The following is a 25,679-nucleotide window of genomic DNA, read 5'->3' as shown; positions in this document are numbered from 1 at the left end:
GCATGAGCGAACGTAAATTGCTCCGAAATCTGCATTATCATGCATAAATCACTTTACCCGCCGCGACCCACTGCGCTATGCTGATCTCAGGACAGACTCAGGAGCGCGCGCCATGACCCAGGTGATTGATTTTCAGACCGACCCCTCAAAGTATCGCCACTGGAGAGTCGAATATGACGGTGAGATCGCCAATCTGTTTATGGATGTGGACGAGGCCGGAGGCCTGTTTCCGGGCTATGAGCTAAAACTGAACTCCTATGATCTGGGCGTCGATATCGAGCTGGCGGATGTGGTGCAGCGGATGCGGTTTGAACACCCTGAGGTCAAAGTGGTGGTGATGCAGTCGGCCAAGGACAAGGTGTTCTGCGCCGGTGCCAATATCCGCATGTTGGGCGGTGCCAGCCACGCGCACAAAGTGAACTTTTGTAAATTCACCAATGAAACCCGCAACACATTCGAGGCCGCCGAGGCCGATTCAGGTCAGATGTATATGGCGGCAATCAAAGGCGCCTGTGCCGGGGGCGGGTATGAGCTGGCCCTGGCCTGCAATCACATCATGCTGACCAACGACAGCGCGTCCTCTGTTGCCCTGCCCGAAGTGCCGTTGCTGGCGGTATTGCCAGGCACTGGCGGGCTGACACGGGTGACGGATAAGCGCAAAGTGCGCCGCGATCTGGCGGATGTGTTCTGCTCGATCGAGGAAGGCGTCAAAGGCCAGCGCGCGGTGGATTGGAAGCTGGTCGACGAAGTGGTCGCCAATTCCAAGTTCGACGCAGCGGTTGTGGAGCGCGCGGCAGATCTTGCGGCCGCCAGTTCAAAACAGTCGGGCTTGTCCGGCATCGAATTGACACCGCTGGCCCGCCGCTTTGGTGACGATGGATCGGTTAGCTATTCCACGGTAGAGGTCGTTATTGATCGTGAAAATGGCCGTGCAAATATCACCCTGAAGGGCCCGGAAGAGGTCGCACCGGCAGACATGGACGCGCTGCAGGCGCAGGGGGCTGAGGCCTATTTGCTGCGCATGGCACGCGAGTTTGACGATGCCTTGCTGCACCTGCGTCTGAACGAGCGCGAAGTTGGCTTGATGGTGTTTCGCACCCAGGGCGACGCGGACATGCTTCTGGCGCATGAAGAATTACTGCTGGCCAACAAAGATCACTGGCTGGCCAATGAGATCCTGAAGTACTGGAAACGGGTGCTGAAACGGGTCGATATGACCTCGCGCTCGCTGGTGGCACTGGTCGAACATGGATCGTGCTTTGCCGGGATGCTTGCCGAACTTCTGTGGTCCGTGGATCGCAGCTATATGATGCTGGAAGAGTTTGAGGGCGACAATCGCGCCTTGGCAGCAGTCTCGCTGAGCGAGGGCAATTTTGGCAGTTACCCAATGGGCAATGACCTGACCCGGCTGCAAACCCGCTTTCTCGTAGATCCGGAAGACGTTGAGGCCCTGAAAGAGCGGATCGGTGAAGCGCTGGATGCCGAGGGTTGCGATGATCTGGGCCTGATCACCTATGCCTTTGACGACATCGACTGGGAAGACGAAGTCCGCCTGTTCATGGAAGAACGCGCCAGCTTCTCTCCGGATGCGATGACCGGGATGGAGGCGAACTTGCGCTTTGCTGGTCCTGAAACAATGGAAACCCGCATTTTTGGCCGCCTGACGGCCTGGCAAAACTGGATTTTTCAGCGCCCCAATGCGGTTGGCCCAGACGGTGCGCTGCAGCGCTATGGCACCGGTAAACGCGGCGACTACAATATGGAACGCGTCTGACACAAAACGGTGCGTGCAAGCGCGCACTTTGCAACCACCGTCGGGTGTGTGCTTGCACGCACCGCCCCGTAGGAGAAAACCATGATCGATCTCATGAATGTCAGCTATGACACCCAAATCCCCAACAATGTTGGCCTGAGCGGCGACAAGAAGGTGCTGAAGGCGCTAGAGAAATGGCACCCCGGTTATATCAACTGGTGGAACGACCTGATCCCTCAGCAGTTCCAGCAAAGCATGATCTACCTGCGCACCGCGGTCTCGGTTGACCCCAAAGGCTGGGCTAAGTTCGATTATGTGAAGATGCCCGAGTACCGCTGGGGTGTTCTGCTGGCGCCACAGGTCGAAGGTCGCACTATTCCCTGCGGTGAACACTACGGTGAGCCCGCCTGGCAGGAAGTTCCCGGCGAATACCGTAACATGCTGAAACGGATGATCGTCATTCAGGGCGACACCGAACCGGGATCGGTTGAACAGCAGCGTTTTCTAGGCCTCACTGCGCCTTCGCTGTATGACATGCGCAACCTGTTTCAGGTCAACGTTGAAGAGGGCCGTCACCTTTGGGCGATGGTTTACCTGCTGCAAAAGTATTTCGGCCGGGATGGTCGCGAGGAAGCCAATGACATGCTGGTCCGCTCCTCCGGATCGGACGAAGCGCCGCGGATGCTGGGCGCCTTCAACGAGGAAACGCCGGATTGGCTCTCGTTTTTCATGTTCACTTATTTCACCGACCGGGACGGAAAGATGCAGCTGGAAAGCCTGGCGCAATCCGGCTTTGACCCTCTTAGCCGTACCTGCCGGTTCATGCTGACCGAAGAAGCACACCACATGTTTGTTGGCGAAACAGGGGTTGGCCGCACCATTCAGGCGACCTGTGACGTGATGAAGGCGGCCGGTATCACCGATCCCTATGACATCGACAAAATCCGTGACCTGGGTGTCATTGACCTGCCCACGATCCAGAAAAAGCTGAACCTGCACTATACCCTGTCATTGGACTTGTTCGGGCAAGAGGTCTCGACCAACGCCGCCAACGCCTTTAACTCGGGCATCAAAGGCCGCTTCATGGAGCAGCGGATCAAAGATGATCACAAGCTGACCAATGACAGCTACGTGGTGCGCTCCATCAAAGAGGGCCGGATTGTCGCCGAAGAGGTCCCGGCCCTGACCGCGATCAACATGCGTTTGCGCGATGACTACGTCAAAGACGCCGCCGGCGGTGTTGGCCGTTGGAACAAGCTGATTGCCAAACAGGGTATCGATTTTGAGATGACCATCCCGCACGAAGGGTTCCACCGTAAGATCGGGGTGTTCTCGGCGGTCAGCATCACCCCGGATGGCGACATCATCCCCAAGGATCAGTGGGACGCCAGGGTCAAAGACTGGTTGCCAACCAAGGCGGATGGGGATTTCATTCAGTCGCTGATGAAGCCCTGTACGGAGCCGGGCAAATACGCCAGCTGGATTGCACCACCCAAGGTCGGTATCGACAATAAACCGGGTGACTTTGAGTATGTGCAACTGCACATGGCCTGACTCCCCAAAACCCGGCTTGATCACTAAGCCGGGTTTTAGCCCTGAGAGAAGGACACGCGATGAAAATCAGTCGTCACCGGATAGCGACACCCCACATGGAGCATCTGGCGCTGCAGGTCAGCAACCTCCAGGGCCCCTGCGTTGGTTGTCAGAACTGTACCGGGCTGTGCACCGCGCTGATTGATGCGCTGACCTTGCCTGATGTCATCCTCAACAGGGCAAAACCACAATGACCCAGCCGGTAAAACAGCACCTGATCGACCCCGAAATTTGCATCCGTTGTTACACCTGCGAGATGACATGCCCCGAAGAGGCAATCGTGCATGACGATGTCAACGTGGTGGTGGATGCCAGCAAATGTAACTTTTGCATGGATTGCATCCCGGTTTGCCCCACCGGGTCCATCGACGAATGGCGGGTGGTGACAGACCCCTATTCCATTGAGGCGCAATTTGAATGGGAAGAAATGCCCGAACAGGCCGATATCGCCGAAGGCGACGAGGCGGAAAGCGGGTTAGAGGCACTGGATGATGCCATGGCGGCGCTATTGGCCAAGGCCCATTCGGGGGCCGGCGGCAAGGCCAAGGCGCCGGATAGCGCGGGCAAGCCAACCATCAACATGTATACGCTTGGCAAACCCGCAACGGCGCGGGTGCAGGGCAATTACCGACTGACCGATCAGGCCAGCGACGCCGATGTTCGCCATATCATTCTGGATCTTGCCGGGTTGCCGTTTCCAGTGCTCGAAGGCCAAAGTATCGGAATTATCCCACCGGGCAGTGACGAAAAAGGCCAGCCGCATCTGCCCCGGTTGTATTCGGTCTCTAGCCCACGTGACGGCGAGCGGCCCGGCTACCTGAACATCTCGCTGACGGTCAAACGCGAGCCGCAGGGGATCTGTTCGAACTATGTCTGTGATCTGGGGCAGGGTGACGAGGTGCAGGTAACGGGGCCGTTTGGGTCGACCTTTCTGATGCCCAGCGATCCGCAGGCGGACATGCTGATGATCTGCACCGGCACCGGCTCTGCGCCGTTTCGCGGCTTTACAATGCGGCGGCAACGCATTTCTCCGCAAGACAAGGACCGCATGACGCTGGTATTTGGTGCGCGCAGACCCGAAGAGCTGCCCTATTTCGGCCCGCTGAATAAAATCCCTGACGCCTTTATGGCCAAACACTTTGCCTTTTCCCGCCAGGATGGCGCGCCTAAAAAATATGTGCAGGACCTGCTGCGCGAACAAACCTCCCGGGTGGCCGAACTGCTGCAAAATCCCGATGGATACATCTACATCTGCGGGTTGAAGGCGATGGAACAGGGGGTCGAAGAGGCCCTGCGGGATATCGCCCGTGGTATCGATTTGAACTGGTCCGAGCTGCGCGATAAGATGCGCCTCGATGGACGATACCACGTGGAAACCTATTGAATGACAACACCAGACCCAGTGCCAGCTTTGGCCAATTTTACCCATGAAATCCGGGTTGGCTGGGGCGACTGCGACCCTGCGCGCATTGCTTATACAGGGCGGCTGCCCTGGTTCGCACTGGAAGCCATCGATGCCTGGTGGGAACATAATCTGGGTGGCGACGGCTGGTTCCAGATGGAGCTGGATCGCGGCACCGGCACGCCGTTTGTACATATGAGCATCGACTTCCGCTCGCCGGTCACACCGCGCCACCGGCTGATCTGCGAGGTCTGGCCGTGCAAACTGGGCAGCAGCTCGATTGCGTTTCGGGTCAATGCACGTCAGGATGGCAAGCTAAGCTTCGAGGGTAAATTCGTCTGCGTCTTCATCGCGCCCGAGACATTTACCTCAAAACCCGCCCCGCCGGACATCAGAGACATTGTTACTCCGCTCATTCGACCTGAATAACGGGGTGATCCGCAAAATAATGCAACCTGAGTGCGAATCTTCCGGTTTCTGTTTGTAGGTGCGGCACTGTCTCTCTAAAATCATGCAATATGATTCATAACTGGCATCCCTATGAGTGAGATCACCAATTTCCGCGGCGAGGCCAAACCGGCCTCGGATCGTGATGACGCTGATACCTCGGTGGCAAGACTGATCACCCGTGTGGGCGATCGGGTCAGACGTGCGCGCGAACGCAAAGGCATCTCGCGGCGTATTTTGTCGGAACAATCTGGTGTGTCCCCGCGGTATCTGGCCCAGCTTGAAAGCGGTGCGGGCAATATCTCTATTGGGTTGCTGCAGCGGGTTGCGATCGCGCTGGATCATCGCATTGAATGGCTGACCGGCGAAGAAGATCCCTGGACATCAGATGCCCTGCGCATCGGTGATCTGTACCGCAGCTCTAACGCGGACACGCAGCGGATGGTGCAGGACCTGCTATCCCCCGAGCCCGAGGCCAATATGCGGGCCGGGCGCATTTGTCTGGTTGGCCTGCGCGGTGCGGGCAAGTCCACACTTGGGGCACTGGCCGGGCAGGCGCTGGATCTGCCCTTTGTCGAGCTGAACTCAGAAATCGAATCCCAAAGCGGCATGCCGGTGGACGAGGTCATGGCGCTGTATGGCCAGGAAGGGTACCGCAAGCTGGAGGCCCAGGCGATTTCGCGGATTGCCGCCACTCATGATAGCCTGATCTTGGCCGCTGCCGGCGGCGTGGTTGGTGAACCTGAAACGTACAACAGCTTGCTGTCCGGGTTTCACACCATCTGGATCAAGGCCAGCGCCGAGGATCACATGGCACGGGTGCGGGCGCAGGGCGACGAGCGACCAATGGCCGGCAACCCCGAGGCGATGGAGCAGCTCCGGTCGATCCTGGCCAGCCGCGAGGCGCTTTATGGCAAGGCGCTGGCGCAGTTGGATACTTCGGGGCAGGGGGTCGATGACACTGTGTCGGATCTGGTTAATCTGATCCGGGATCGCGAATTTCTGGGCTAGAATTCAGGTCTGAGGGTCGCGGGAAGAAACGTAGTTTTTCAGACGGGCTCACGCAGCCAGTTATCCGCAAATGCCACTTCTGAAAGCCCTGCAAAACGGGCAACTCGCTGCAGCTCACTCTCCAGTTTCCGGATGCGCGCGCCCGCCCATTTAATGCCGCGTTCGGGCCAAACCGCAGTGACCTGCAACAGGTCCTTGTCGCGTTGCGCCTTCATATCGATCCGTCCCACCATGCGTTCGCCCTCGAACAGCGGGAATACGTAATATCCGTAGATGCGTTTCGGCGCCGGGACAAAGACCTCGATCCGGTAGTGAAACCCAAACAACCGTTCGGCGCGCCTGCGGTCCCGCAGGGCCGGGTCAAACGGGCTGAGCACCCGCATTCGCGCTGGGGCCGGTGGGATATCCTGCGCGGTTTCAACTGTTCCTGGCCGGGCAAAGGCACGGCGCAACTTGCCATCGGTATGGGCAACCTCAATTTCGTCAAGCTGCCCCTGATCCAGCTGTGCCTTGCACCATGTGCGCGCTTCACTTGATGACACAGTATCCCAGAATGCAGCAATCTCGCCCGAGGTGGCAAAGCCAAGCCGGTCGATTGCGCCATTGCACAGGGTGTCGAGTGTGTGGCTTTCGTCAGTGGCAGTTGCCCCGGGGCGCAGCTGTTCTTCGATCACCCGCTCTGTCAGGTCATAGCGTTTCTGGAACCCCTGGCGGCCAACAACCGTGAGCGCACCGGAGCGCCACAGGTATTCCAGTGCGGTCTTGGACGGATGCCAGTCCCACCAGCCGCCCGACCCCTTTTTCTCGTCCTTGCCCACGTCCGACGATCCCACGGGCCCGTGGTCGCGGATGTGCTGCAGAACGGTGTCGAACTGCGCCTCGTAATTGTCGCGGTGCCAGTTGCGATAGCGTTTTTTCAGAAGGGCAGCGTCGCGCTGAAACCGCAGGTGCCAATGGGGATAGAACTGCATCGGAACGACGGCTGCATCATGAGTCCAATGTTCAAACAGCGCGCGGTTGCCCTTAAACAGCTGTTGCAGGTTCTCCGCACGATAAGAGGGGCGCCGCGAATACAGGATCATGTCATGCGCCCGCGCCACGGTGTTGATGCTGTCCAGCTGGACAAATCCAAGACGGGTAATCAGCTCTAGCAGCTCATCCCCCTTGGCGGGCCCTGTCGGGGCCTCGATCAGCGCGTGCCGGTCCATAAACAGGCGGCGCGCTGATCGATTGTCAAGCTGTTGGACAGCCATCAGCGCCGCTTTAGCGTGTCGCCAAAACTGATGGTCGGGGTCAGGGTGATCCGGGTTTCGATCTCTTCCTCGGGGTTGTCCAGCTGTGCGGCAATGATCTCGGCTGCCTTGCGTCCGATCTCAAGCCGACAGGCATCCATAGTGGCCAGTTTGCGGGGCAGTCCTTGCAACAGCTCAACATCGTTGAAACCCGCCAGGCCGATCTGACCCGGCACGTCAATTCCCTGATCCAGCAAGTACAGCAAACCGCCTGCGCCGATCATATCGTTGGAATAATACAGAAAATCCAGATCTGGTGACCGTTCCAGCATTTCAGCGGTCATCTCGCGGCCCTTGGCCAGCGCAGATCCGCCCGAATAAAAGTTGCGGTCTTCGATCTCGACACCTTCCTTGGCCAATGCCTCGGTAAAGCCCTCGAACCGCTTGCGGGCGCGGTGATCCAGCGGCATTTTGGTGCCCATGAAACCAATGCGACGATAGCCTGCTTTCAGGATCGCCTTGGCCATTTCGCTGCCGGCACGGCGGTGTGAAATACCCACCATGGCATCTACAGGCTTGCCATCGGTGTCCATGATTTCGACAATTGGGATACCAGCAGCGTTGAGCATCGCACGCGCCGCTTCGGTGTGTTCCAGACCGGCAATGATGACCCCCGAAGGCCGCCAGGACAGCATCTCGTACAGTACTTTTTCTTCTTTTTCGGGCCGGTAATCGGTGACACCCACAACCGGTTGCAGGTTGGTGGTCTCCAGCACTTCGTTGACGCCGGTCAGCACCTCGGGGAACACCATGTTGGACAGTGATGGGATGATCACCGCCACCAGATTGACCCTATTCGAGGCCAGCGCCCCGGCGATCTTGTTGGGCACATATCCCAGCTCTTTGGCGGCAGCGAGCACCTTGACGCGGGTTTTTTCCGACACGTCGCCCCGATTGCGCAGTACCCGGCTGACAGTCATTTCGGAAACCCCTGTGGCTTCGGATACATCACGGAGTGTTAGGGGGCGTTTGTTGTCCGATGTCACTGTGTTAGCCTCGTGTTGTTGTTCTCGCGAGGTTAGGCAATCAGGCCCCGCAGCACAATGGGGCCATTTGCAATGGATCCATTGGTTGCAGTGGGGACATAGGGTCGGTCAGCGTGTTTGGATCATGCCGCCACCACCGGCAGGATAAGGTCTGGCAGCAGGTCCGCCAGTTCGGACCGGCACGAACCGCAGTTGGTTCCTGCTGATAGCGCCGTGCCAATAGCATCGACGCTGGAGAGGCCGTGATCTTTGATGGCGGTCAGAATGGTGTTTCTGCCAACACTGTAACAGGCGCAGACTATGGGGCCGGGGTCGGGCTGCCCCACAGCAGGGCGACCGCTTAGGACGGCGTTGCCATCGGTGCCGGGCAGGTCGGCCAGATGATCCCGGGACAGCGCCAATGTATCAGGTGCAGCAAAGAAGGCCCCGACCAACAGCCCCTCGCGATAAAAGGCAAAGCGATAGGTGCCACGCGCCGGATCACAGAGGCTTTGTTCGATTGTTTCAGCGCCACCAATCAGCGTGCGGGCATAGGCCGCCCAGTCCTCGGGTGCATCGGAGCTGGCCAACTCGGTTCTCCAGCCACTGGTCGTGCGCGACAGCGCCCAATAGTCGGTTGCGGGCTGCATTTGGTTGAGTGAGACCGCAAATCCATGCCATCCAGGGCGGAATTTGGACAGGGCCACCACCGCGGCCTTGCTTTCAGGTTGGCCGGACACCGGGTCGGTAAAGGACGGGATCAAGGCGTCAATCCGGGCCGAGGGGGCGGTCTCGTTGGTCCAGTGAATCGGAGCAAAGACTTCGCCGGGTAACACTGCATCGGTGATCAGCACCCGCAGGATGGCGCTGCCTTGGGTGCTGCGGACCGAGATCAGGTCGGCGGGGTTAAACCCCTGCTTTGCGGCATCTTGAGGGTGGATTTCCAAAAACGGTTCCGCCAGATGCGCCGACAGGCGGGGTGATTTACCGGTGCGGGTCATGCTGTGCCACTGGTCACGCACCCGCCCGGTGTTCAGCCGGAATGGAAACCGAGGGCCAGATTTCGCCGCTGGCGCGCGGTGTTGCAACGCCAGCATCTGCGCCTTGCCGGAGGGGGTATAGAACTGACCATCCGCAAAGAAGCGCCCGCCCTGTCGGGTCTTGCTCACCGGCCAACGGGTTGGCTCCAGCCTGTCATACCCGTCCGGAGTTAGGCCCGACAGGCCCGAGATGTCAAAGTCGCGGCCCTGCGCAGCGGCCAGGTCTGACAGCTTGGCGTATTCGTCAAAGATGTCTGCCGGTGAGGCGTAGGTGAAGGCATCAGACCAGCCCATGCGGCGGCCTACTTCGGCAAGGATCTGCCAGTCTGGCCTGGCCTGTCCGGGCGCGGGTAGCGCGGCGCGTTGGCGGCTGATGGTGCGGTCAGAATTGGTGACGGTGCCGGATTTCTCGGCCCAGGCAGTGGCGGGCAACTGCACATCACACAGCCGGGCGGTATCCGTCGCGCCGGTGATGTCGCTGACCACGGTAAAGTCACAAGATTTGATCGCCGCAGTGACCGCGTCGGCGTCGGGCATCGATACAGCGGGGTTGGTGTGGATGATCCACAGCGCCTTGATATTGCCTGCGCCCACGGCGCTGAACATCTTGACCGCCTTCAACCCGGGTGCGCTGGGCATTGCTGGGGCCTGCCAATAGTCCTGCACCACTTGACGATGTACCGCGTTTTCCAGCTCAAGATGGCAGGCCAGCATATTGGCCAAGCCGCCCACCTCGCGCCCACCCATGGCGTTGGGTTGGCCGGTGACGCTGAAGGGGCCCATGCCGGGCTGACCGATGCGACCGGAGGCAAGGTGGCAATTCAGGATCGCGTTGACCTTGTCACTGCCCGAGGTCGATTGGTTGACCCCCTGACTGAACACAGTGACCACGCGTTTGGTGTTGATCCACAGATCGGTGAAGGCGCGGATCTGTTCGGGGCTCAGACCGGTGACGGATGTGTCAGTGCTGCGGGCGGCAGCAAAGGCCGCCCCGGCCCCTTCAACATGGGTCAGGAACTCTGGGTCATGGGCACCTGTCCGGTCAATTTCAGCCAAAAGTGCGTTGAATAGAGCCACATCAGCGCCGTTGCGCAGTTGCAAATGCATATCTGCGCCATCGCAGCTGGCGGTGCGGCGGGGGTCGACCACCACCAGCTTCATTTCAGGTCGCTGCGCGCGCGCAGCCTGGATGCGCTGGCTCAAAACCGGATGACACCAGGCCAGATTAGAGCCGACCAGAACAATCAGATCAGCCTGCTCCAGATCCTCATAGGTGCCGGGAACAGTATCACTGCCAAAGGCCCGGCGATGGCCGGCCACCGTGGACGCCATGCACAGCCGCGAGTTGGTGTCGATATTGGCCGACCCGATGAAGCCCTTCATCAGTTTGTTGGCCACATAGTAATCTTCGGTCAGCAATTGCCCCGAGACATAAAAGGCGACGCTGTCGGGTCCGTGTTCCGCAATGGTCTGCGAGAACCTGGAGGCCACCGTATCCAGCGCAGACTCCCAGTCGACCGTGACCCCATTGATGCGGGGGGCCAGCAAGCGGCCCTCTCGCCCGACGGTTTCCCCCAATGCGGTGCCCTTGGAGCACAGACGGCCCCGGTTGGTGGGGTGATCAGGGTCCCCGCGCACATCCAGTCCGCCTTGCCCGTTTGCGCGCAGCAGCACTCCGCAGCCCACGCCGCAATAGGGACAGGTGGACCGGACTTCGGGTAACGCGCTGCCGTCCATCACGCCGCTGCACCCTGCGCAGTGACCGCCGAGGCCGCAATCAGGATGCGACCCTGTTCGCATTTCACCGGGTAAGTTGCCACCGATCCTTCGTCAGCCCCCTGCGCCTGACCCGAGGCAAGGTCAAAGACCCAGTTGCGCATCGGGTCGGTCACTTGGGTGTCGTGCTGAATACCGTTGGACAGGGGGCCGGCCTTGCCGGGCAGGTAATCGTCCAGCGCAAACACCTGCCCCGAGGCGGTGCGAAACACGGCGATGTCACCGCGAGGGGTGCGCACTATGCGGGCGCCGCGGGCGGGGATGTCGTCAAACTTGCCGATGTCGATAAAGCCGCTCATTCTGCTGCTACCTTTGTGAAATCTGCCAGCGGAGCGAACTCGTGGGCGTCTTTGCCCTGTTTCACCCGCTCGGCCCAGGGGTCGATTTGATAGAATTGCTGTGAATAGTGGAACCGGTCCGCCAGTGCAGCGCGGTTTTCAAGATCATCAACGATCTGCTGTTTGATCCAGTCCAGCCCCACCTTGGCGATCCATTTGTAGGGACGGTGCAGATACTGCGCGCCCTCGCGGTATAGCTGGTAAAACGCACAAGACACTTGAATGGCGTCATTTTCACTGGCGACCTGCACCAGCAGCTCGGTCTGATGCAGGTCCAGCCCCGCCGCGCCGCCCACCAGAATCTGATAGCCGCTGTCGACACAGATGATGCCCAGATCCTTACAAGTGGCCTCGGCGCAATTGCGCGGGCAGCCTGACACGGCCAGCTTGAATTTATGCGGCGACCAGGCGCCCCACATGGCCTGTTCGATCTGGATACCCAGACCAGTGCTGTCCTGGGTGCCAAACCGGCAATGATCGGTGCCAACACAGGTTTTCACCGTGCGCAGACCCTTGGCATAGGCCTGACCCGACATCATGCCGGCCTTGCCCAGATCATACCAAATCGCGGGGAGGTCCTCTTTCTTGATGCCCAGCAGGTCGATCCGCTGACCACCTGTCACCTTGACGGTGGGCACATCATATTTGTCCGCCGCATCCGCAATCGCGCGCAATTCATCCGGAGTGGTGATACCGCCGAGCATCCGGGGCACCACCGAATAGGTGCCGTCCTTCTGGATGTTGGCGTGCACCCGTTCGTTGATGAAACGGCTTTTGCCGTCGTCCTCGTAAGCGCCGGGCCAGGCGCAAACCATGTAGTAGTTCAGCGCTGGGCGGCAGATGTGACAGCCGCACGAGGTCTTCCAGTCCAGTTCCTGCATTGCCTGCGGGATGGACTTCAGATCCTTGGCCACGATCAGTTTGCGCAGATCATCATGGGACAGATCACTGCACTTACAGATCACCTCTTTCTCGGGCATTTTGAACGCATCGCCCAGCGTGACGCCCAGCAAGTCCGCCACCAGACCGGCACAGCTGCCACAGGACGATGCTGCCTTGGAGTTTGCCTTTACCGTGTCCAGCGTATGGGCACCTGCCTGAATGGCCGCCACGATCTGGCCTTTGGAAATGCCGTTGCAGCCGCAGATTTCTGCATCATCCGGCAAGGCTGCAACGGCTGCCAACGGGTCCAGCGAGGACCCTCCCTGGTAGGCCGGTCCAAAGATCAGCGTATCGCGCATTTCCGAGATATCGGTGGTGTCCTTGATCAGGCCAAAGAACCAATTACCATCATCAGTGTCGCCATATAGGACAGCGCCTATCAAGGTATCGTTTTCGATGACCAGACGTTTGTAAACGCCGCGTGCCGGGTCGCGAAAGATGATGTCCTCGCGGTCCTTACCTTCGGCAAAGTCGCCGGCGCTGAACAGATCACAACCGGTGACTTTCAGCTTGGTCGAGACCTCTTTGGCGGTAAAAACAGCTGTTTCACCCAGCAACGTTTTGGCCGCCACCTTGGCCTGTTCATAAAGTGGTGCAACCAGACCAAACAGCGCGCCATTGTGTTCGACGCATTCGCCCACCGCCAGCACATCCTGATCTGAGGTCAGCAGGTGATCGTCGACATGGATACCGCGCCCCACCGCCAGTCCGGCCGCCTGCGCCAACCCAGTGTTTGGGCGGATGCCGACGGCCATCACCAGTAAGTCACAGGGCAGTTCGGTACCGTCATCGAGCAATAAGGCTCTAACATGGCCATTTTCTCCCAAAATCTCTTTGGAATTGGCCGAGCATTTGACGGTGATGCCCTTGTCAACCAAGGCGCGGCGCAGCAGGTATCCGGCGGCCTCGTCCAGCTGACGTTCCATCAAATGGCCCATAAGGTGGACCACGGTGACGTCGACTCCGCGCGCCGCCATACCCGCTGCGGCCTCTAGTCCCAACAGGCCACCACCGATGACAACAGCCTTGTGACCCGCGCCCAGACCCATCATCTGTTCAGTGTCCTCCAGATCGCGATAGGCAATGACGCCGTCCAGATCATGGCCGGGCATAGGGATGATGAAGGGGTTCGATCCGGTGCCAAACAGCAGCTTGTCATAGGGCAGCACATCACCGTTTGCGGCGGTGACGGTCTTGGCCGCCGTATCAACCGCGGAGACCGTTTCACCAAACCGGCAGGTGACGTTGTTTTCAGCGTAGAAATCTTCATCGTGGATGACGATCTCGGGGTAGGTCTTGTCACCAGACAGCACCGGTGACAGCATGATCCGGTTATAGTTGCCACGGGGTTCAGCGTTGAACAATGTGACCTCATAGGCATCAGGATTAGTTTCGCGCAGGTGTTCGATGACCCGCCCCGAGGCCATACCTGCCCCGATAATTACAAGTTTTTGACTCATGTGTTCGCTCCGCTGCAATTGGGGTTGTTCCTAGTTGGGGCCGGGCAGGTGATTTGCGCTATGGCATGTGAATGGGCCCCGATTTCTTCACTTTTTGACAAAGACCTAAGCGGGCCTGCCTAGGCATCACACGGTGGTGGGACGGACAACACAGCAGACCTCGTTGCCTGCGGTGATCCAAACATGGTGTCAGCGGATCCGTTGCATCAATGGAATTTGCCGCAGTGCAGCGTGAGATCTGTGCACCTGCGTAATTTTTAGGCGAACCTGCCCCTGTGGGCGCTGAATCGCAGCGCTTGCAAAACCGATTGGCCAGAGACGTTGCCCCGCCGGGTCCTGAAAGCCCGGTCGTAGAGTTTAAGGCACCCTCAGCCTGCCTCAGCAAAAAGTGAGAGCGGTGCGCGGCATGGGATTGAGCTCGCAATGTCTATTTGTTAGGGGAGAGTACAGTCCATCATAGTATATGGCCCCGTGGCTCAACTGGATAGAGCAGCCCCCTCCTAAGGGGCAGGTTGTTGGTTCGAATCCAACCGGGGTCACCACAAACTCAAGCAAAATCAAGTGCTTGTGGTGGTGACGCATCTGCCGCAAAAACCCAAGAACGGACTAATACGGGAACATACGGGTACAGTACGAGTGTAATCTGTACAAAACCCGTACAAGTTGGCAGTGAATGTTCGCCTGCTGTTCTCGAATCTGCAAAGAAAAACGCCGCGCCCTCGGTAAAGGGCAACGGCGCTATGTCACAAAAGAAAGCGGCAAACTTCCCCGGACATAATACTCCGACAAAGCGCCAAAACGCAATGTCTGAGTGCGCTAAGGAAAGGCACAAGCGCGTGGCCAAGAGTTTGGGCTATGTGCTCACCCTGGGCGCCGGGTCCAGTTGGCATGAGCTGACGATTGTGCTGATGGCTCGCTTGACTGAGGCCGGATGCGCCTCGCTGGCCTTTGCTACCCTCAACAGCCTGTCGGCAGGTAATACCAATATGGCGGCGTCTGCCGCTCTGTTTGGCCCCCTGAATGGGGACGTTCTGTAATGGATGGCACCTTTGACAATTGGGTGGATAGCGGTTGCCCAGATGATGGCCCGTCTGTTGCCGGACAAATGAATGGCATGAGAATGCCGCGTCGTGATCAGAATAACTATGACTTTCCGTCTGGTGACCAACAAGCAAATGACGTGAGAATGCCGAGTCGTGACCCGAACACGTTTGACCATCCGCCTGCAGTTAGAACGCGGGGTGACTTTTTACCCACAGGTTTTGCTTGGCGTGACCCGTCCACTATCCCGCCCTGGCCTTGGGTGTATGGCCAACACTTGATCCGCAAGCAGGTATCAGTGACGGTTGCCCCCGGAGGCGTCGGCAAGTCGTCCCTGACGATCTGTGAGGTGCTGGCAATGGCGTCTGGGCATGAATTGCTGGGGGATTGGACGGCACCCAATCTCAAGGTCTGGATATACAATCTCGAAGACTCCCGCGACGAGCTGGACCGGCGCATTATCGCGGCGATGCAGCACCACAACGTCACCCCGGGTGAAATCAAGGGCAAGCTGTTTGTGGACACAGGCCGAGAACGTGCTCTGAGTACCGCTGTGCAGACCCGTGAGGGCGTCCAGATCATCAAGCCGGAAATGGACGCTTTGGCGCATGAGATTGAGGTGCGCGGCATTGACGTGCTGGTGATCGACCCATTCGTTTCATCGCACCAAGTCGGTGAGAACGACAACGGCGCAATCGACCTTGTGGCGAAGGAGTGGGCGCGCTTGGCAGATCGGTGCAACTGCGCAATCGAACTGGTGCATCACACTCGCAAGACCAACGGTGAGGAAGCCACAACTGAAAGTGGGCGCGGTGCGTCGGCTCTGTTGTCTGCGGCTCGATCCGGGCGGGTTCTCAACAAAATGAACGATGAAATGAAGGCAGAGGCTGGGGTCCAGGATGATCCTGCTACCTACTTCGCAGTTACACGTGACAAGGCCAATCTGGCACCCGTGGGCAAGCGAGAGTGGCGGCGAATGGCGTCTGTCCACCTATCCAATGGGGATAGCGTGGGCGTGGCGGAAGTTTGGGAATGGCCTGACACATTCGATGGCGTGACGGTCAAAAACCTGCTGTCGGTGCAACACGCCATTGAGGAAAAGCACCCACGCTACTCGGATCAAGCTGGCGATGATTGGGCGGGCTGCATCGTGGCTGATGTGCTGGGCATGGACACCTCTGCAGACCGTAAACGCCTCAAGCGGATCATTGAAACATGGCTGAAATCTGGGGCGCTGGTGAAGGTCCAAGTGAGATGCGAGGACCGGAAAGAGCGGCCATGCTTGGAGGTGGGCAAATGGGCAACGGAATAAGATGCGCCACCACCTCAAACGTAGGGGTGTCACAGGGTGTCACAATAGCAAACAAAATAGGTGCGCCCCCACCCCCACCCCCTACGGGGGCGGTGGGTGGGGGTGGCGCGCCACACCTTAGCGCTGTGGTGGTGTCGCAGATTGCTCTGGGTCTCAACGGTTCTCAGGTGGTCTCAATGCCCCAAAATTATTTGTCCCCTGGCAATCTCATCTGGTGTCGCCGAGCGGACGCGCGGTATTTTTGTAAAAGATGCCGGAAGCATGCGGTACAGGAGCGAAGAAAGGCACTGAGGACATGATCAAACTGCACAGCATCACCGGACCTGAGCTGAAGGCCCATCGCCGGGCGCAGAAAATATCGCAAACCCGCATGGGTCAGATGATAGGTTGCAGCAGAGATGCCATTTCGCGGCGCGAAGCCAGATCTAACCCGATCAAATACTTCAGGGGCGTTACTGCGAGGATGTTGGAGGTGCTGGGAATAGAGGTTTTGAAGCGTTTCGAAACCAATTCGTGCTCGCGCGGGGATGGGGTATTACAAACCGAGGACCACCTGCAAGAGGCCCGTGACCGGCAAAGCGAGCTTGAATTCGCTCGCGCCCTGGCAAAGCTATCCCAACCAGACAGGCCATGTCTGGCAGAAACTCGCAGGGGTCATCTCTGCAAGCTGATGCCGGAACCCGGCCGAAAACGCTGCAAATTCCATGGCGGCATGTCTACCGGCCCAAAGACGAAAGAAGGGCGGGAGCGCATCGCGGCGGCTCAGAGAAAGCGTTGGGCAGCATGGCGGAGACAGGCCGGAAATTCCTGAGTGTTGGCGAGCGCCGGTTCATTGAGGGATATCGCGTGGCAACACCTTTTAACCAAATGAATTAGTCTTGATGCAACATGGCACCGCCCCTTCCCGGCCAGCTGGAATGAGGGCGGCACCTCTCTTGAAAGAACTGATGGTTGACCGTTTTTATAGCGGCACGCACCGACCACAAAACGAGGAGATCACAATGCTGGCAAGCTCTGCGTCTCTGGCAGGAAAGGCGGATTGCGGGCATTCGCTGCCGCGTGCACCAACGGCAGCAATGCGCAGATTGCTACCTTTGCAAAGTTTGGCCCGTTTCCCGACAGCGGCCTTTCGAGTCGCGTGCGGCGAAAGCCGGGTGAGAGCCCACTTTAATCAGTGCTGCAAAGTGGGAGAAGGTCCGCTTTGGGTCTCCCAATGACATCATTCAGTCGTTATTCTTGGGGCAGGAGTGAAAGCCGCCGCGACGTTCGATCGGCAAAATGGTCAGTTCCCCAGAAACCGGAGAATTGTCTGTGAAGACGCTTTTCGGTTTCCGGGGTCAGGGCCGATTTCAAAGTCGAGAACTGGCCTGATCCTCAAATCGGCACACTGTGTGAAAGATCTCATCAGGTCCCTGAAGTTCTGAGAAACCAAAACGGCAATGAGAGGATGCGCCGCTTTGGTATTGCCGCCTTGGCCAATGCACGCGCCTGATCCGCACGTTCCTGACGACCGATTTTGATGTAATGGGCAGTATCGATTGACCCATCAGGGCGGCATTTGACCTCTGGCGTTTCATATTGTTGCATGACGAGAACTCCTCATTTGTCCTGGCACCAAGGGACTACAATCGCGTCGCCATGGCTTGAAGAGGCTCTTTAGAATTCCTTGTCATTTCAATATTTCTGCCCTGCCTGGGCCTTAAGTCCTTGAGTATCGACGCCGTTTCGCCGTTCTATGTGTCATGGCATATGAATTCGCAAACTGCTTGATCGATCCTGAAAAACACCTGTTTGTGTGCGATGGGCTGCCAGTTCACCTCGAACCGCAGGTCTTTGATCTGTTATTGAGTCTTGTTGGTCAGAAGGGTCGGTTGGTGACCAAGGATGATCTTGTCAAAACCGTTTGGCACGGGTTAAGCGTGTCTGACGCCACGATCAGCGCACGGATCAACGCCGCCCGAAAGGCCGTTGGTGACACGGGGCGGGCGCAAGCCATTATCAAGACAGTCCACGGCAGAGGTTTTCAACTGAATGTCGAAGTGAGGGCAGCCACAGCCGCGGCGCAAACGCTTGATCTTGCGCACTCTGATACGCAAAACATTAAATTCACCCGATCCTCTCTCGGTGCAAGAATTGCGTTCTCCAAAAGCGGGAACGGCCCGCCATTGGTCCGGGTCGCCCATTGGCTTTCGCACTTGGAGCTCGATTGGCACAGCCCCGTCTGGAGGCCATTGATCGAAACGCTCGATGGCAAAAACACGCTTTACCGCTACGATCAAAGGGGCACGGGACTGTCCTCGCGCGACCTTGAAGGCGCGGATATTGATGCCTTTGCCGACGACTTAAAGGCCGTTGCTGACGCCAACAATTTGAATCGTTTCCCGATCTTTGCAGCGTCGCAAGCCGTCCCGGTCGCTATCCGCTTTGCCCAAAAGTATCCTGAACGGGTCAGCGGATTGGTTTTGTATGGCGGGTATGTAAAGGGACGCGCATTGCGCGAAGCGGCACAGGGCGACATTGATGAAGAAACTATTTTGGGCCTCATCAGGGCGGGTTGGGGTAAAGCGGACAGCCCATTTGTAAATGCGTTCTCGACCCTGTTCATGCCGGATGCCACGCCCGCGCAATTGGCCAGCTTTGTGAAAATGCAAACTGAAACGATATCGCCGGAAAATGCAGCTCGTTTGAGACAAATAATTGACCGGTTTGATGTCTCAGAAGTATTGGTGTCCATTCGCGCGCCCACGCTGGTCATTCATGCGATCTCAGACGCGATGCAGCCTGTCGAACAGGGACGAATACTCGCAAGTGAAATCGAGGGCGCAAGATACGTTTCGCTGGAAAGCAGGAACCACGTCCCGCTCCCTCAAGAGAAAACATGGACCACGATGATGCATGAAGTTCGGTTTTTTCTGGACAGCTTACAGCTGTAATCATACCGGTCCTATGTCTCCAGGGTACTTTCTGATTAACTGGAAGCAAACCTCCGGACCTGTGGATCGAACGGCAGTTTTGTCCGCATTCTGTGAACTCGCGACCTGCGCAGCGAAGGTCTGCTGTCGCAAATTAGCATAGACGACCGTGGGTCCGCTTCGGGCTGGAACCTGCCATTAGACGCGATCACCACTAGCGGCCGCTTTGCGCAGGAAACAGGCTTTGCAAGCTGGGGTTTTGGCGTCGACGGCAGCTTTGCGCAAATTGCGTATTTTGCAAAGTTTGGGACATGCTGAGCCTCCCCCTTTGAAGTGGTCCGCCCCTATAGTTAGGAAAGCGGAGGGCCAAGTATGGCCATTAAGAGACCCAAGCCGGAAGAGATTGTCGTGAAGTTACGGCAGGTTGAAGTTCTGATGGGGCAAGCCATGCCCCGGATTGATGCGATCCGATAGATCAGCGTGAGTGAACAAACCTATTACCGTTGAAAGAAGAAGTATGGCGGAATGGGCACGAAACAACTCAAGGAACTGAAGCGACTACAGAAAGAGACCGAGCGTCCGTCCTTGTGAACGGGGTTGTCTTGGGCAAAGGTGACGGGCTCGCGATTGATGGATCCGGCACATTGACCTTCGATCAAGGCCACGACGCTGAGTTCTTGTTCTTTAACCTCGCGCCCTAAATATCTCATCACTGGCGGCCATTTGGGTCGCCAGTACCGTCTCCTAATGAAGGATCAATGTCATGAGCTGGAATCCAACGCAGAACCCCGAATGTCCCGCATCCGATGCCAATAGCATCGAAACACTGATTATACCGCGTGCCCGCGATATCGGCGGCTTTGATGTGCGCCGCGCACTGCCATCACCAGACCGGCAGATGGTCGGCCCGTTTATTTTCTTTGATCAGATGGGCCCGGCTGAGTTCATCGACGAAGGCGGCATTGACGTACGTCCCCATCCCCACATCGGCCTGGGAACTGTCACCTATCTTTACGACGGCGAATTTGAACATCGCGACAGCATCGGTACACATCAGATGATCTACCCCGGTGAGGTCAACTGGATGACGGCAGGCAAAGGCGTCACCCACTCAGAGCGGACCAGCGACGAGACACGCGCCAAGCGCAACAAACTGTTTGGCATTCAAACATGGATCGCGCTGCCCGAAGACAAAGAAGAAGTGGAACCGGACTTTGAACACCACAAAGAAGGTGCCCTGCCCGTTATCATCGACACTGGCACCACAGCGCGTTTGATTTTGGGGAACGCGTTCGGGGAGGTCAGCCCTGTCACAATGCATTCAGAAACATTCTACCTTGATGTCGTACTAGAAGCAGGCCGTGCCTTCCCATTGCCCGACAACCACGAGGATCGCGGTGTGTATGTGACCGAAGGCAGTGTCGAAGTTGCGGGTGACATCTTTGAGGCTGGCCGCATGATGGTGTTCCGCCCCGGCGACCGCATTTCACTCAAGGCCGGACCACAAGGTGCGCGTCTCATGGCGCTTGGTGGCGCCACAATGAATGAAAAGCGGTACATCTGGTGGAATTTTGTATCTTCGTCAAAAGACCGGATCGAGCAGGCTAAAGAAGACTGGAAAGCAGGGGATTGGGAAAATGGCCCCTTTAAACTGCCTGAAGGCGATGACGCCGAGTTTATTTCAATTACGCCGGAACTTGATCGGACACGGCCTAAGGACTGATCTCGGTGAGACCTAACCTCTATAAACCATTGCGAAGTAGCAAGCTGCTGCTCAAGCAAGGTTTATAGAGGAAGCCTAACTCCTCCATCAACCTGGCAAAATCTAGCGCTTATCCCGCCTTTAGTTTCGCCAAAGCAGACCTTGGCGCAGCCGCAGCGAAAGGTCACTTTGTCCGTTCAGCGGACCTTTAGTCAACCGAATTTGAATGACTGCTTTTGCTGCTGGGCAAGTTTGAGACCATGACCGCTTTGGGCTGGAACAGGCCATTAGGCGCGATCACCACCAACGGCGGCTGTGCGCAGAAAGCACCCTTTGCAAAGTCTTGACTGCTTCCCGATAGCAGACGTCCGCGCGATGCGCAGCGAGCAGCCGTTAGGAGCCCATAAGAGACAACGAGATTATTCGCTGCGTGCGCTTGCAGTACGAAGATCGCCGTGAACGCATCATTCTCGGTTCCGCTGCGCGGTGTGAAAACCAGCAGTTCATGCATGTTGCAATCAAAATACTAACGTGAAATTACAGGTCGCTGACAGATTTTATTTCAAGAATGTCCCGTAAAACTGATTACTAGTTATGCTCTGAAAAATTTCCCGCTGCGAGTAAGAGTTTGAGTGTAGGACGCAATCTGATATTATGTCTAGTAATTGAAGGTGAGGAAAATTCAAATGAATCTATGGGTTTCTGAGGCTGTTAGAAAAATTGAAGCCGACTATCAGCGCTCTACAGATACGCATCTTTTCAAGCTGGAAATCCCCAAGCTAAAAAACGTCGATATTTACCTCAAGGATGAAAGCACTCATCCAACAGGGAGCTTGAAGCATCGCCTCGCTCGCTCGTTATTTCTTTATGCTTTGTGCAACGGCAAGCTTAGCGACATGACGACCATCATAGAGGCATCCTCTGGTAGCACGGCTGTTTCCGAGGCCTATTTTGCGCGAATGCTTGGCCTGCCGTTTATTGCTGTCATGCCGCGCAGCACTGCCCAGAGCAAAATCGATAAGATCACCCTGTTTGGTGGTCAATGTCACTTTGTGGATAACGCTCCACAAATGCACGATGCGGCTGTTACTTTGGCCGAGCAAACTGGTGGTTACTTCATGAATCAATTCATGTTTGCTGAACGGGCTACGGATTGGCGCGGCAACAACAACATTGCAGAAAGCATCTTTTTGCAGATGAAAAAAGAGCCTTACCCGATACCACACACTCTTGTTATGAGTGCGGGAACAGGGGGGACTTCAGCGACCCTTGGACGTTACATTCGGTACCGAGGCTTTGATACACGTCTGATCGTCGTTGATCCTGAAAACTCTGTTTTTTATGACAGTTTCGTTCAAAAAGAACCAGACCTGCGGAATAACTTTTCAAGTCGAATTGAAGGGATTGGAAGACCCCAAGTTGAGAAGTCTTTTCAGCCTGATGTCATCGACGCAATGATGAAGGTGCCCGATGCAGCCAGCGTCGCAACCATACTTTGGCTCGAAAAACTTATTGGCCGCAAAGCTGGCGCGTCGACCGGGACAAACCTTTGGGGCGCCCTGAGTGTTGCAAGAGATATGATGAGGGAGGGCAAAAGTGGATCGATCGTGTCGATTATGTGTGATAGCGGTGATCGATACATGGATACCTACTACAATTCAGATTGGGTTCGAGATTCCATAGGTGAAACTTGCAACTACACCGACGAACTTAACCGGTGGCTATGATCTGTGCTGATTAGGTTCTGCCGTTGATGACCAAGCCACGATAGTCCGCAGCGCCGTCGGAGGACCACTCTGATCCCAATGGCCGATTGTTGCGCTACAACTGAAAATTTGGATGTAAGAAACTTGGGTAGTACAGCTTTTCTAACAAAGGCAGAATCTACCTGCTAATTTCACTATTGAAGTTGCCTGACAGTAAAAGGATCAACATACCAGCGATACTCTTGAACTGAAAATCCGCCTGAGCCCGGGCGATGTCGCTCAATCGATACGTTTTGGCGATAGTTGGCTTTTACCCATCTTTCGATCATCAAATCGACTAGGTCTGAGAATACTTCGCGCAAGATTAGTGAACAGCCGTGAATGGGGATGTCGGTTAGATTAATTTCCTGCAAACCCTCCTCAACAATCAGACCGGCGATAGCTCCAGACACAACGTAATGCCGCCCTGGATTCAAGGCGCGGATTAGGTCAGGTCAAACCTTTTCCGCCATAACATCAATGACAACGTCGAGATGCCAACGAAGCTGGACCGATATGGCATCGGCTTGGCGAACAGTTTCCGGCTTGTCGTCTGCAGCAATGCCGGAAACTTGTGCGCCGAAATGCGTTGCCAGCTGTACAGCCTTCAGTCCAACGGCTCCCGACGCCCCAACAATCAGGATACTCTGCCCCTTGGAAACTCCTGAAATTCACTTCGCTCTGAGATAGTGTCGTACGACGGGGCCGTCTTCGCGATTGTCCAACGCGCGAAGCTCTTGTTGTAGGTCGATATCCGATCGGGTCACGCGATCATGTTGCTCCAAGTGTTCACTCCAACTCGACAGGTAGAAATTCTCGACCCAGAACTCGGGATTTTCGACGTTTTGGTGCAGCTCCCACCGTGTTGCACCGTCTCGAAGACGCTCCTTTGAAAAGATGCGGAGCTTGGTGAGAAATACCTCACGGTCGGTTGCTGCAATCCGGTATTCGACGGTCACCCTGGCAGCGCGGTCTTCTGGATCTTCATTGCCAAAAGTGGGGGCCAATGGCCAGGCCGAGGCTGGAGTGAAGTCCAGAGTCTCACCCTGACCAATGATGAAACGGCGGGTGAGTGGAATGCCGATCAAAAGCCCAGCCGCCGCGAACAACAGTACTGTAGGGATCGACGTCAGCGTAGCCAATTGTCCCCAAGTTACTGATCCGAGCGCCATGGCGCCGAAGAAAACCATCAGATACACCGCCAGCCCTCTGGCGCGAACCCAGTCAGGCAGAGCTGTCTGAGCGGAGACATTGAACGAGGTGAGGACCGCAATCCATGACAGTCCGCCAAGGAAGGCTGCGAACATCAGGGTCGCCGCACTAGACGACAAGGCCATGGCCAGCATCGCGGTAGCAGTGCCCGCCGTCCCGAAGCGTACCGTCTGGTCCGAAGAAATACGCTTTTGCAGGTGTGGCAGTAGCAGTGCGCCAAAAACTGCGCCAGCGCCAATCAGGGCCATCAGCATGCCGTAGAGCTTGGATCCACCGCTATCGGCTCCATGAGCAATTAGGGGCAGGAGCGACCAATAGGCGGAAGCGAACAAGAAAAAGCCCATTGCTCGAACTGACGTGGCCAGCATTGCAGAGTTATACCGCACGTGACGTAGGCCGGTTGCCATGTCGGCAACTATGCTGTTGTGACTGCTGTGTAGCGGTTTCGGGTCAGGCCGCCATGCCACAAGGGCGGCAACAATTGCCAGATGGCTGATCACGTTGACGGCAAAAGGTGACGCCAGACCGAAGCCCGCGATCAGCACGCCCGCGAGTGCGGGACCGATAGCACGGCTGATATTGATACCCATGGAATTGAGCGCGATTGCCGATCTGAGGGTTTCGCGTGGAACAAGCTGAGGAACGACCGCCTGCCAGGCGGGCGCCATGAAGGCAGCCCCAGTGCCAATGGCAAAAGTGATGAGGATCAACAACGTCGGCGTCATCGCCTCTCGCCAAACAAGCAACGCGAGGAGCGAAATTATCAATGTCAGCACCAAATTTATTGTAATAAGCAGGCGTCTCTTGTCCAGTCGGTCCGCCAGTGCACCGGCAAAGAGCGCAAAGCAGAAGACTGGCAGAGTGGTGGCGGCCTGGACTAGTGTCACAATCGCTGGTTCAGGATCCAGGGTTGTCATTAGCCAGCCCGCGCCGACCTCGTGCATCCAGGTGCCTGTGTTTGAAATCAGCGTGGCCGTCCATAAGAGTACAAACCCCCCGTACGCAAAAGGTGAAGACGCCTTGCCTTGGGCCGCTATCGGTTCATCTCTGGATGACATCAGCAGTCTCCTCATGATGGCGGTCTGCGTAGCTGCGCATGAAGGGACAAAGCGGTACAATACGCTGACCCGCGTCTCGCGCGTCAGAAATGACGCGCGTGGCCAATGCGCGGGCAATGCCCTTGCCCCGCATACCGTCAGATACCGCTGTGTGGTCGACAATGATGAGCTGTTCTGAAGCCTTCGAGAACGTTAGTTCACCTTCACCTTCCAATTCATCGACCCGGGCAATGTACCGACCTTTAGTATCAGTATCCTCACGGACAATTTTGATATTGATCATAGATCTCCCTTTCAGGGTGTTGATCGAACAACCGCCCCCAATAGCAGGCCACCGATCAAGCCGATGTTTGCCATAAAGGCGTTGAAATTAGTGGTTCGGAGTATTCCGTCGTGTTCCCAAAACCGATGAGCTTGAAGAGATGCCAGACCAGTAAAGGCAATCAAAGCGAAGGCGGAAGGCCAGACGAGATACCCCGTAATGATCAATGCACTTGCAGAGGCTTGCAGCCCTATTACTGCAGCCGTCGTTGCCCGTGGAAAAGGCAAGCCAAGTGTCGCAATCTCACATATCGCCTTGTTTAAATCGCTAGCCTTAACCCAGGCGCTGACCCAGAATGGAACGGTCACAACGACCGTTCCTATTATTTCGGGTAATATGATCGGATCTGTTGTCAT

Annotated in this window: 23 protein-coding genes, 1 tRNA gene and 1 pseudogene; 15 read left to right on the top strand and 10 right to left on the bottom strand. The window is 56.9% G+C overall.

The features are described 5' to 3' along the window. Positions 1-112 precede the first annotated feature (112 nt). From boxC to EBB79_RS19630, 6 genes are all read left to right on the top strand, one after another. Positions 113-1,774 carry a 2,3-epoxybenzoyl-CoA dihydrolase gene (gene boxC, locus EBB79_RS19650; RefSeq protein WP_127750513.1) on the top strand — a complete coding sequence of 554 codons (1,662 nt, stop codon included), beginning with the start codon at positions 113-115 and terminating at the stop codon, positions 1,772-1,774. A gap of 81 nt (positions 1,775-1,855) precedes the next feature. Further along, positions 1,856-3,307 (top strand): benzoyl-CoA 2,3-epoxidase subunit BoxB, encoded by a 1,452-nt coding sequence (boxB, locus tag EBB79_RS19645; RefSeq protein ID WP_127750512.1) that lies wholly within the window; start codon positions 1,856-1,858, stop codon positions 3,305-3,307. A gap of 59 nt (positions 3,308-3,366) precedes the next feature. Continuing rightward, positions 3,367-3,540, top strand: coding sequence for a hypothetical protein (locus tag EBB79_RS24510; protein ID WP_164860848.1), 174 nt, complete (start codon positions 3,367-3,369; stop codon positions 3,538-3,540). Continuing rightward, positions 3,537-4,730, top strand: a complete 1,194-nt coding sequence (gene boxA, locus EBB79_RS19640; protein ID WP_127750511.1) for a benzoyl-CoA 2,3-epoxidase subunit BoxA — start codon at positions 3,537-3,539, stop codon at positions 4,728-4,730. The genes EBB79_RS24510 and boxA overlap by 4 nt, the downstream gene beginning before the upstream one ends. Then, the gene (locus EBB79_RS19635) at positions 4,731-5,177 is read left to right on the top strand and encodes an acyl-CoA thioesterase (protein WP_127750510.1); all 447 of its coding nucleotides are present in this window, start codon (positions 4,731-4,733) and stop codon (positions 5,175-5,177) included. 111 nt (positions 5,178-5,288) lie between these two features. Further along, positions 5,289-6,206, top strand: coding sequence for a helix-turn-helix transcriptional regulator (locus EBB79_RS19630; RefSeq protein WP_127750509.1), 918 nt, complete (start codon positions 5,289-5,291; stop codon positions 6,204-6,206). A 38-nt stretch (positions 6,207-6,244) separates the two neighbouring features. Here EBB79_RS19630 and EBB79_RS19625 read toward each other — a convergent pair whose 3' ends face one another. The 5 genes from EBB79_RS19625 to nirB all read right to left on the bottom strand — a co-directional run bounded on the left by EBB79_RS19625 (position 6,245) and on the right by nirB (position 14,019). Further along, positions 6,245-7,459 (bottom strand): winged helix-turn-helix domain-containing protein, encoded by a 1,215-nt coding sequence (locus tag EBB79_RS19625; protein WP_127750508.1) that lies wholly within the window; start codon positions 7,457-7,459, stop codon positions 6,245-6,247. Further along, complete coding sequence (locus tag EBB79_RS19620; RefSeq protein WP_127750507.1) at positions 7,459-8,484, bottom strand: LacI family DNA-binding transcriptional regulator; 1,026 nt, start codon at positions 8,482-8,484, stop codon at positions 7,459-7,461. The genes EBB79_RS19625 and EBB79_RS19620 overlap by 1 nt, the downstream gene beginning before the upstream one ends. Positions 8,485-8,606: 122 nt before the next feature. Beyond that, positions 8,607-11,240: a nitrate reductase gene (locus EBB79_RS19615; protein WP_127751069.1), complete on the bottom strand. Its 2,634-nt coding sequence runs from the start codon at positions 11,238-11,240 to the stop codon at positions 8,607-8,609. Next, a complete protein-coding gene (gene nirD, locus EBB79_RS19610) occupies positions 11,240-11,578 on the bottom strand; it encodes a nitrite reductase small subunit NirD (RefSeq protein WP_127750506.1) in 339 nt (112 codons plus the stop codon). Before nirD ends, EBB79_RS19615 begins: the two co-directional genes overlap by 1 nt. After that, positions 11,575-14,019: a nitrite reductase large subunit NirB gene (gene nirB, locus EBB79_RS19605; RefSeq protein WP_127750505.1), complete on the bottom strand. Its 2,445-nt coding sequence runs from the start codon at positions 14,017-14,019 to the stop codon at positions 11,575-11,577. The genes nirD and nirB overlap by 4 nt, the downstream gene beginning before the upstream one ends. Positions 14,020-14,484: 465 nt before the next feature. Between nirB and EBB79_RS19600 the strand changes: the two genes are divergently transcribed. From EBB79_RS19600 to EBB79_RS25475, 4 genes are all read left to right on the top strand, one after another. Beyond that, positions 14,485-14,561: transfer RNA gene (locus EBB79_RS19600), tRNA-Arg, on the top strand. Between the two features lie 294 nt (positions 14,562-14,855). Next, positions 14,856-15,056 (top strand): hypothetical protein, encoded by a 201-nt coding sequence (locus EBB79_RS19595; RefSeq protein ID WP_127750504.1) that lies wholly within the window; start codon positions 14,856-14,858, stop codon positions 15,054-15,056. Then, positions 15,056-16,372 carry an AAA family ATPase gene (locus EBB79_RS19590; protein WP_338045776.1) on the top strand — a complete coding sequence of 439 codons (1,317 nt, stop codon included), beginning with the start codon at positions 15,056-15,058 and terminating at the stop codon, positions 16,370-16,372. Before EBB79_RS19595 ends, EBB79_RS19590 begins: the two co-directional genes overlap by 1 nt. 250 nt (positions 16,373-16,622) lie before the next feature. Then, a complete protein-coding gene (locus EBB79_RS25475) occupies positions 16,623-17,183 on the top strand; it encodes an HGGxSTG domain-containing protein (RefSeq protein WP_338045775.1) in 561 nt (186 codons plus the stop codon). Positions 17,184-17,776: 593 nt separating this feature from the next. On the opposite strand, the gene EBB79_RS19580 is transcribed toward EBB79_RS25475, so the two are convergent. Continuing rightward, positions 17,777-17,959, bottom strand: a complete 183-nt coding sequence (locus EBB79_RS19580; RefSeq protein WP_127750501.1) for a hypothetical protein — start codon at positions 17,957-17,959, stop codon at positions 17,777-17,779. A gap of 155 nt (positions 17,960-18,114) precedes the next feature. Between EBB79_RS19580 and EBB79_RS19575 the strand changes: the two genes are divergently transcribed. The 4 genes and pseudogenes from EBB79_RS19575 (at position 18,115) to EBB79_RS19565 (ending at position 21,007) form a co-directional block, all read left to right on the top strand. Continuing rightward, positions 18,115-19,305, top strand: coding sequence for an alpha/beta hydrolase (locus EBB79_RS19575; RefSeq protein WP_127750500.1), 1,191 nt, complete (start codon positions 18,115-18,117; stop codon positions 19,303-19,305). Between the two features lie 351 nt (positions 19,306-19,656). After that, a pseudogene (locus tag EBB79_RS24690) lies at positions 19,657-19,863 on the top strand (IS3 family transposase); the annotation flags it as partial. A gap of 8 nt (positions 19,864-19,871) precedes the next feature. Then, a complete protein-coding gene (locus EBB79_RS25680; protein WP_420850346.1) occupies positions 19,872-19,985 on the top strand; it encodes a pirin family protein in 114 nt (37 codons plus the stop codon). Positions 19,986-20,047: 62 nt separating this feature from the next. Beyond that, a complete protein-coding gene (locus tag EBB79_RS19565; RefSeq protein ID WP_127750499.1) occupies positions 20,048-21,007 on the top strand; it encodes a pirin family protein in 960 nt (319 codons plus the stop codon). 187 nt (positions 21,008-21,194) lie between these two features. Here the strand turns inward: EBB79_RS19565 and EBB79_RS19560 are convergent, their stop codons facing one another. Then, positions 21,195-21,497 carry a hypothetical protein gene (locus tag EBB79_RS19560; RefSeq protein ID WP_127750498.1) on the bottom strand — a complete coding sequence of 101 codons (303 nt, stop codon included), beginning with the start codon at positions 21,495-21,497 and terminating at the stop codon, positions 21,195-21,197. 175 nt (positions 21,498-21,672) lie between these two features. Between EBB79_RS19560 and EBB79_RS19555 the strand changes: the two genes are divergently transcribed. After that, positions 21,673-22,713 carry a PLP-dependent cysteine synthase family protein gene (locus tag EBB79_RS19555; protein ID WP_127750497.1) on the top strand — a complete coding sequence of 347 codons (1,041 nt, stop codon included), beginning with the start codon at positions 21,673-21,675 and terminating at the stop codon, positions 22,711-22,713. A 689-nt stretch (positions 22,714-23,402) separates the two neighbouring features. Here the strand turns inward: EBB79_RS19555 and EBB79_RS19550 are convergent. From EBB79_RS19550 to EBB79_RS19540, 3 genes are read right to left on the bottom strand one after another with little or no spacing between them, the layout of a single operon-like run. Next, positions 23,403-25,001, bottom strand: a complete 1,599-nt coding sequence (locus EBB79_RS19550; protein WP_127750496.1) for an MFS transporter — start codon at positions 24,999-25,001, stop codon at positions 23,403-23,405. Then, on the bottom strand, positions 24,985-25,284 hold the full coding sequence (locus EBB79_RS19545) for a GNAT family N-acetyltransferase (protein WP_127750495.1): 300 nt from the start codon (positions 25,282-25,284) through the stop codon (positions 24,985-24,987). Before EBB79_RS19545 ends, EBB79_RS19550 begins: the two co-directional genes overlap by 17 nt. An 11-nt stretch (positions 25,285-25,295) precedes the next feature. Then, entirely contained in the window at positions 25,296-25,631 is a 336-nt protein-coding gene (locus EBB79_RS19540) for a DoxX family protein (protein ID WP_164860846.1), read from the bottom strand. Positions 25,632-25,679 lie beyond the last annotated feature (48 nt).

It is taken from the genome of Parasedimentitalea marina (assembly GCF_004006175.1).
Taxonomy (GTDB): Bacteria; Pseudomonadota; Alphaproteobacteria; order Rhodobacterales; family Rhodobacteraceae; genus Parasedimentitalea; species Parasedimentitalea marina.
This window is presented reverse-complemented; position numbering and strand designations above follow the sequence as displayed.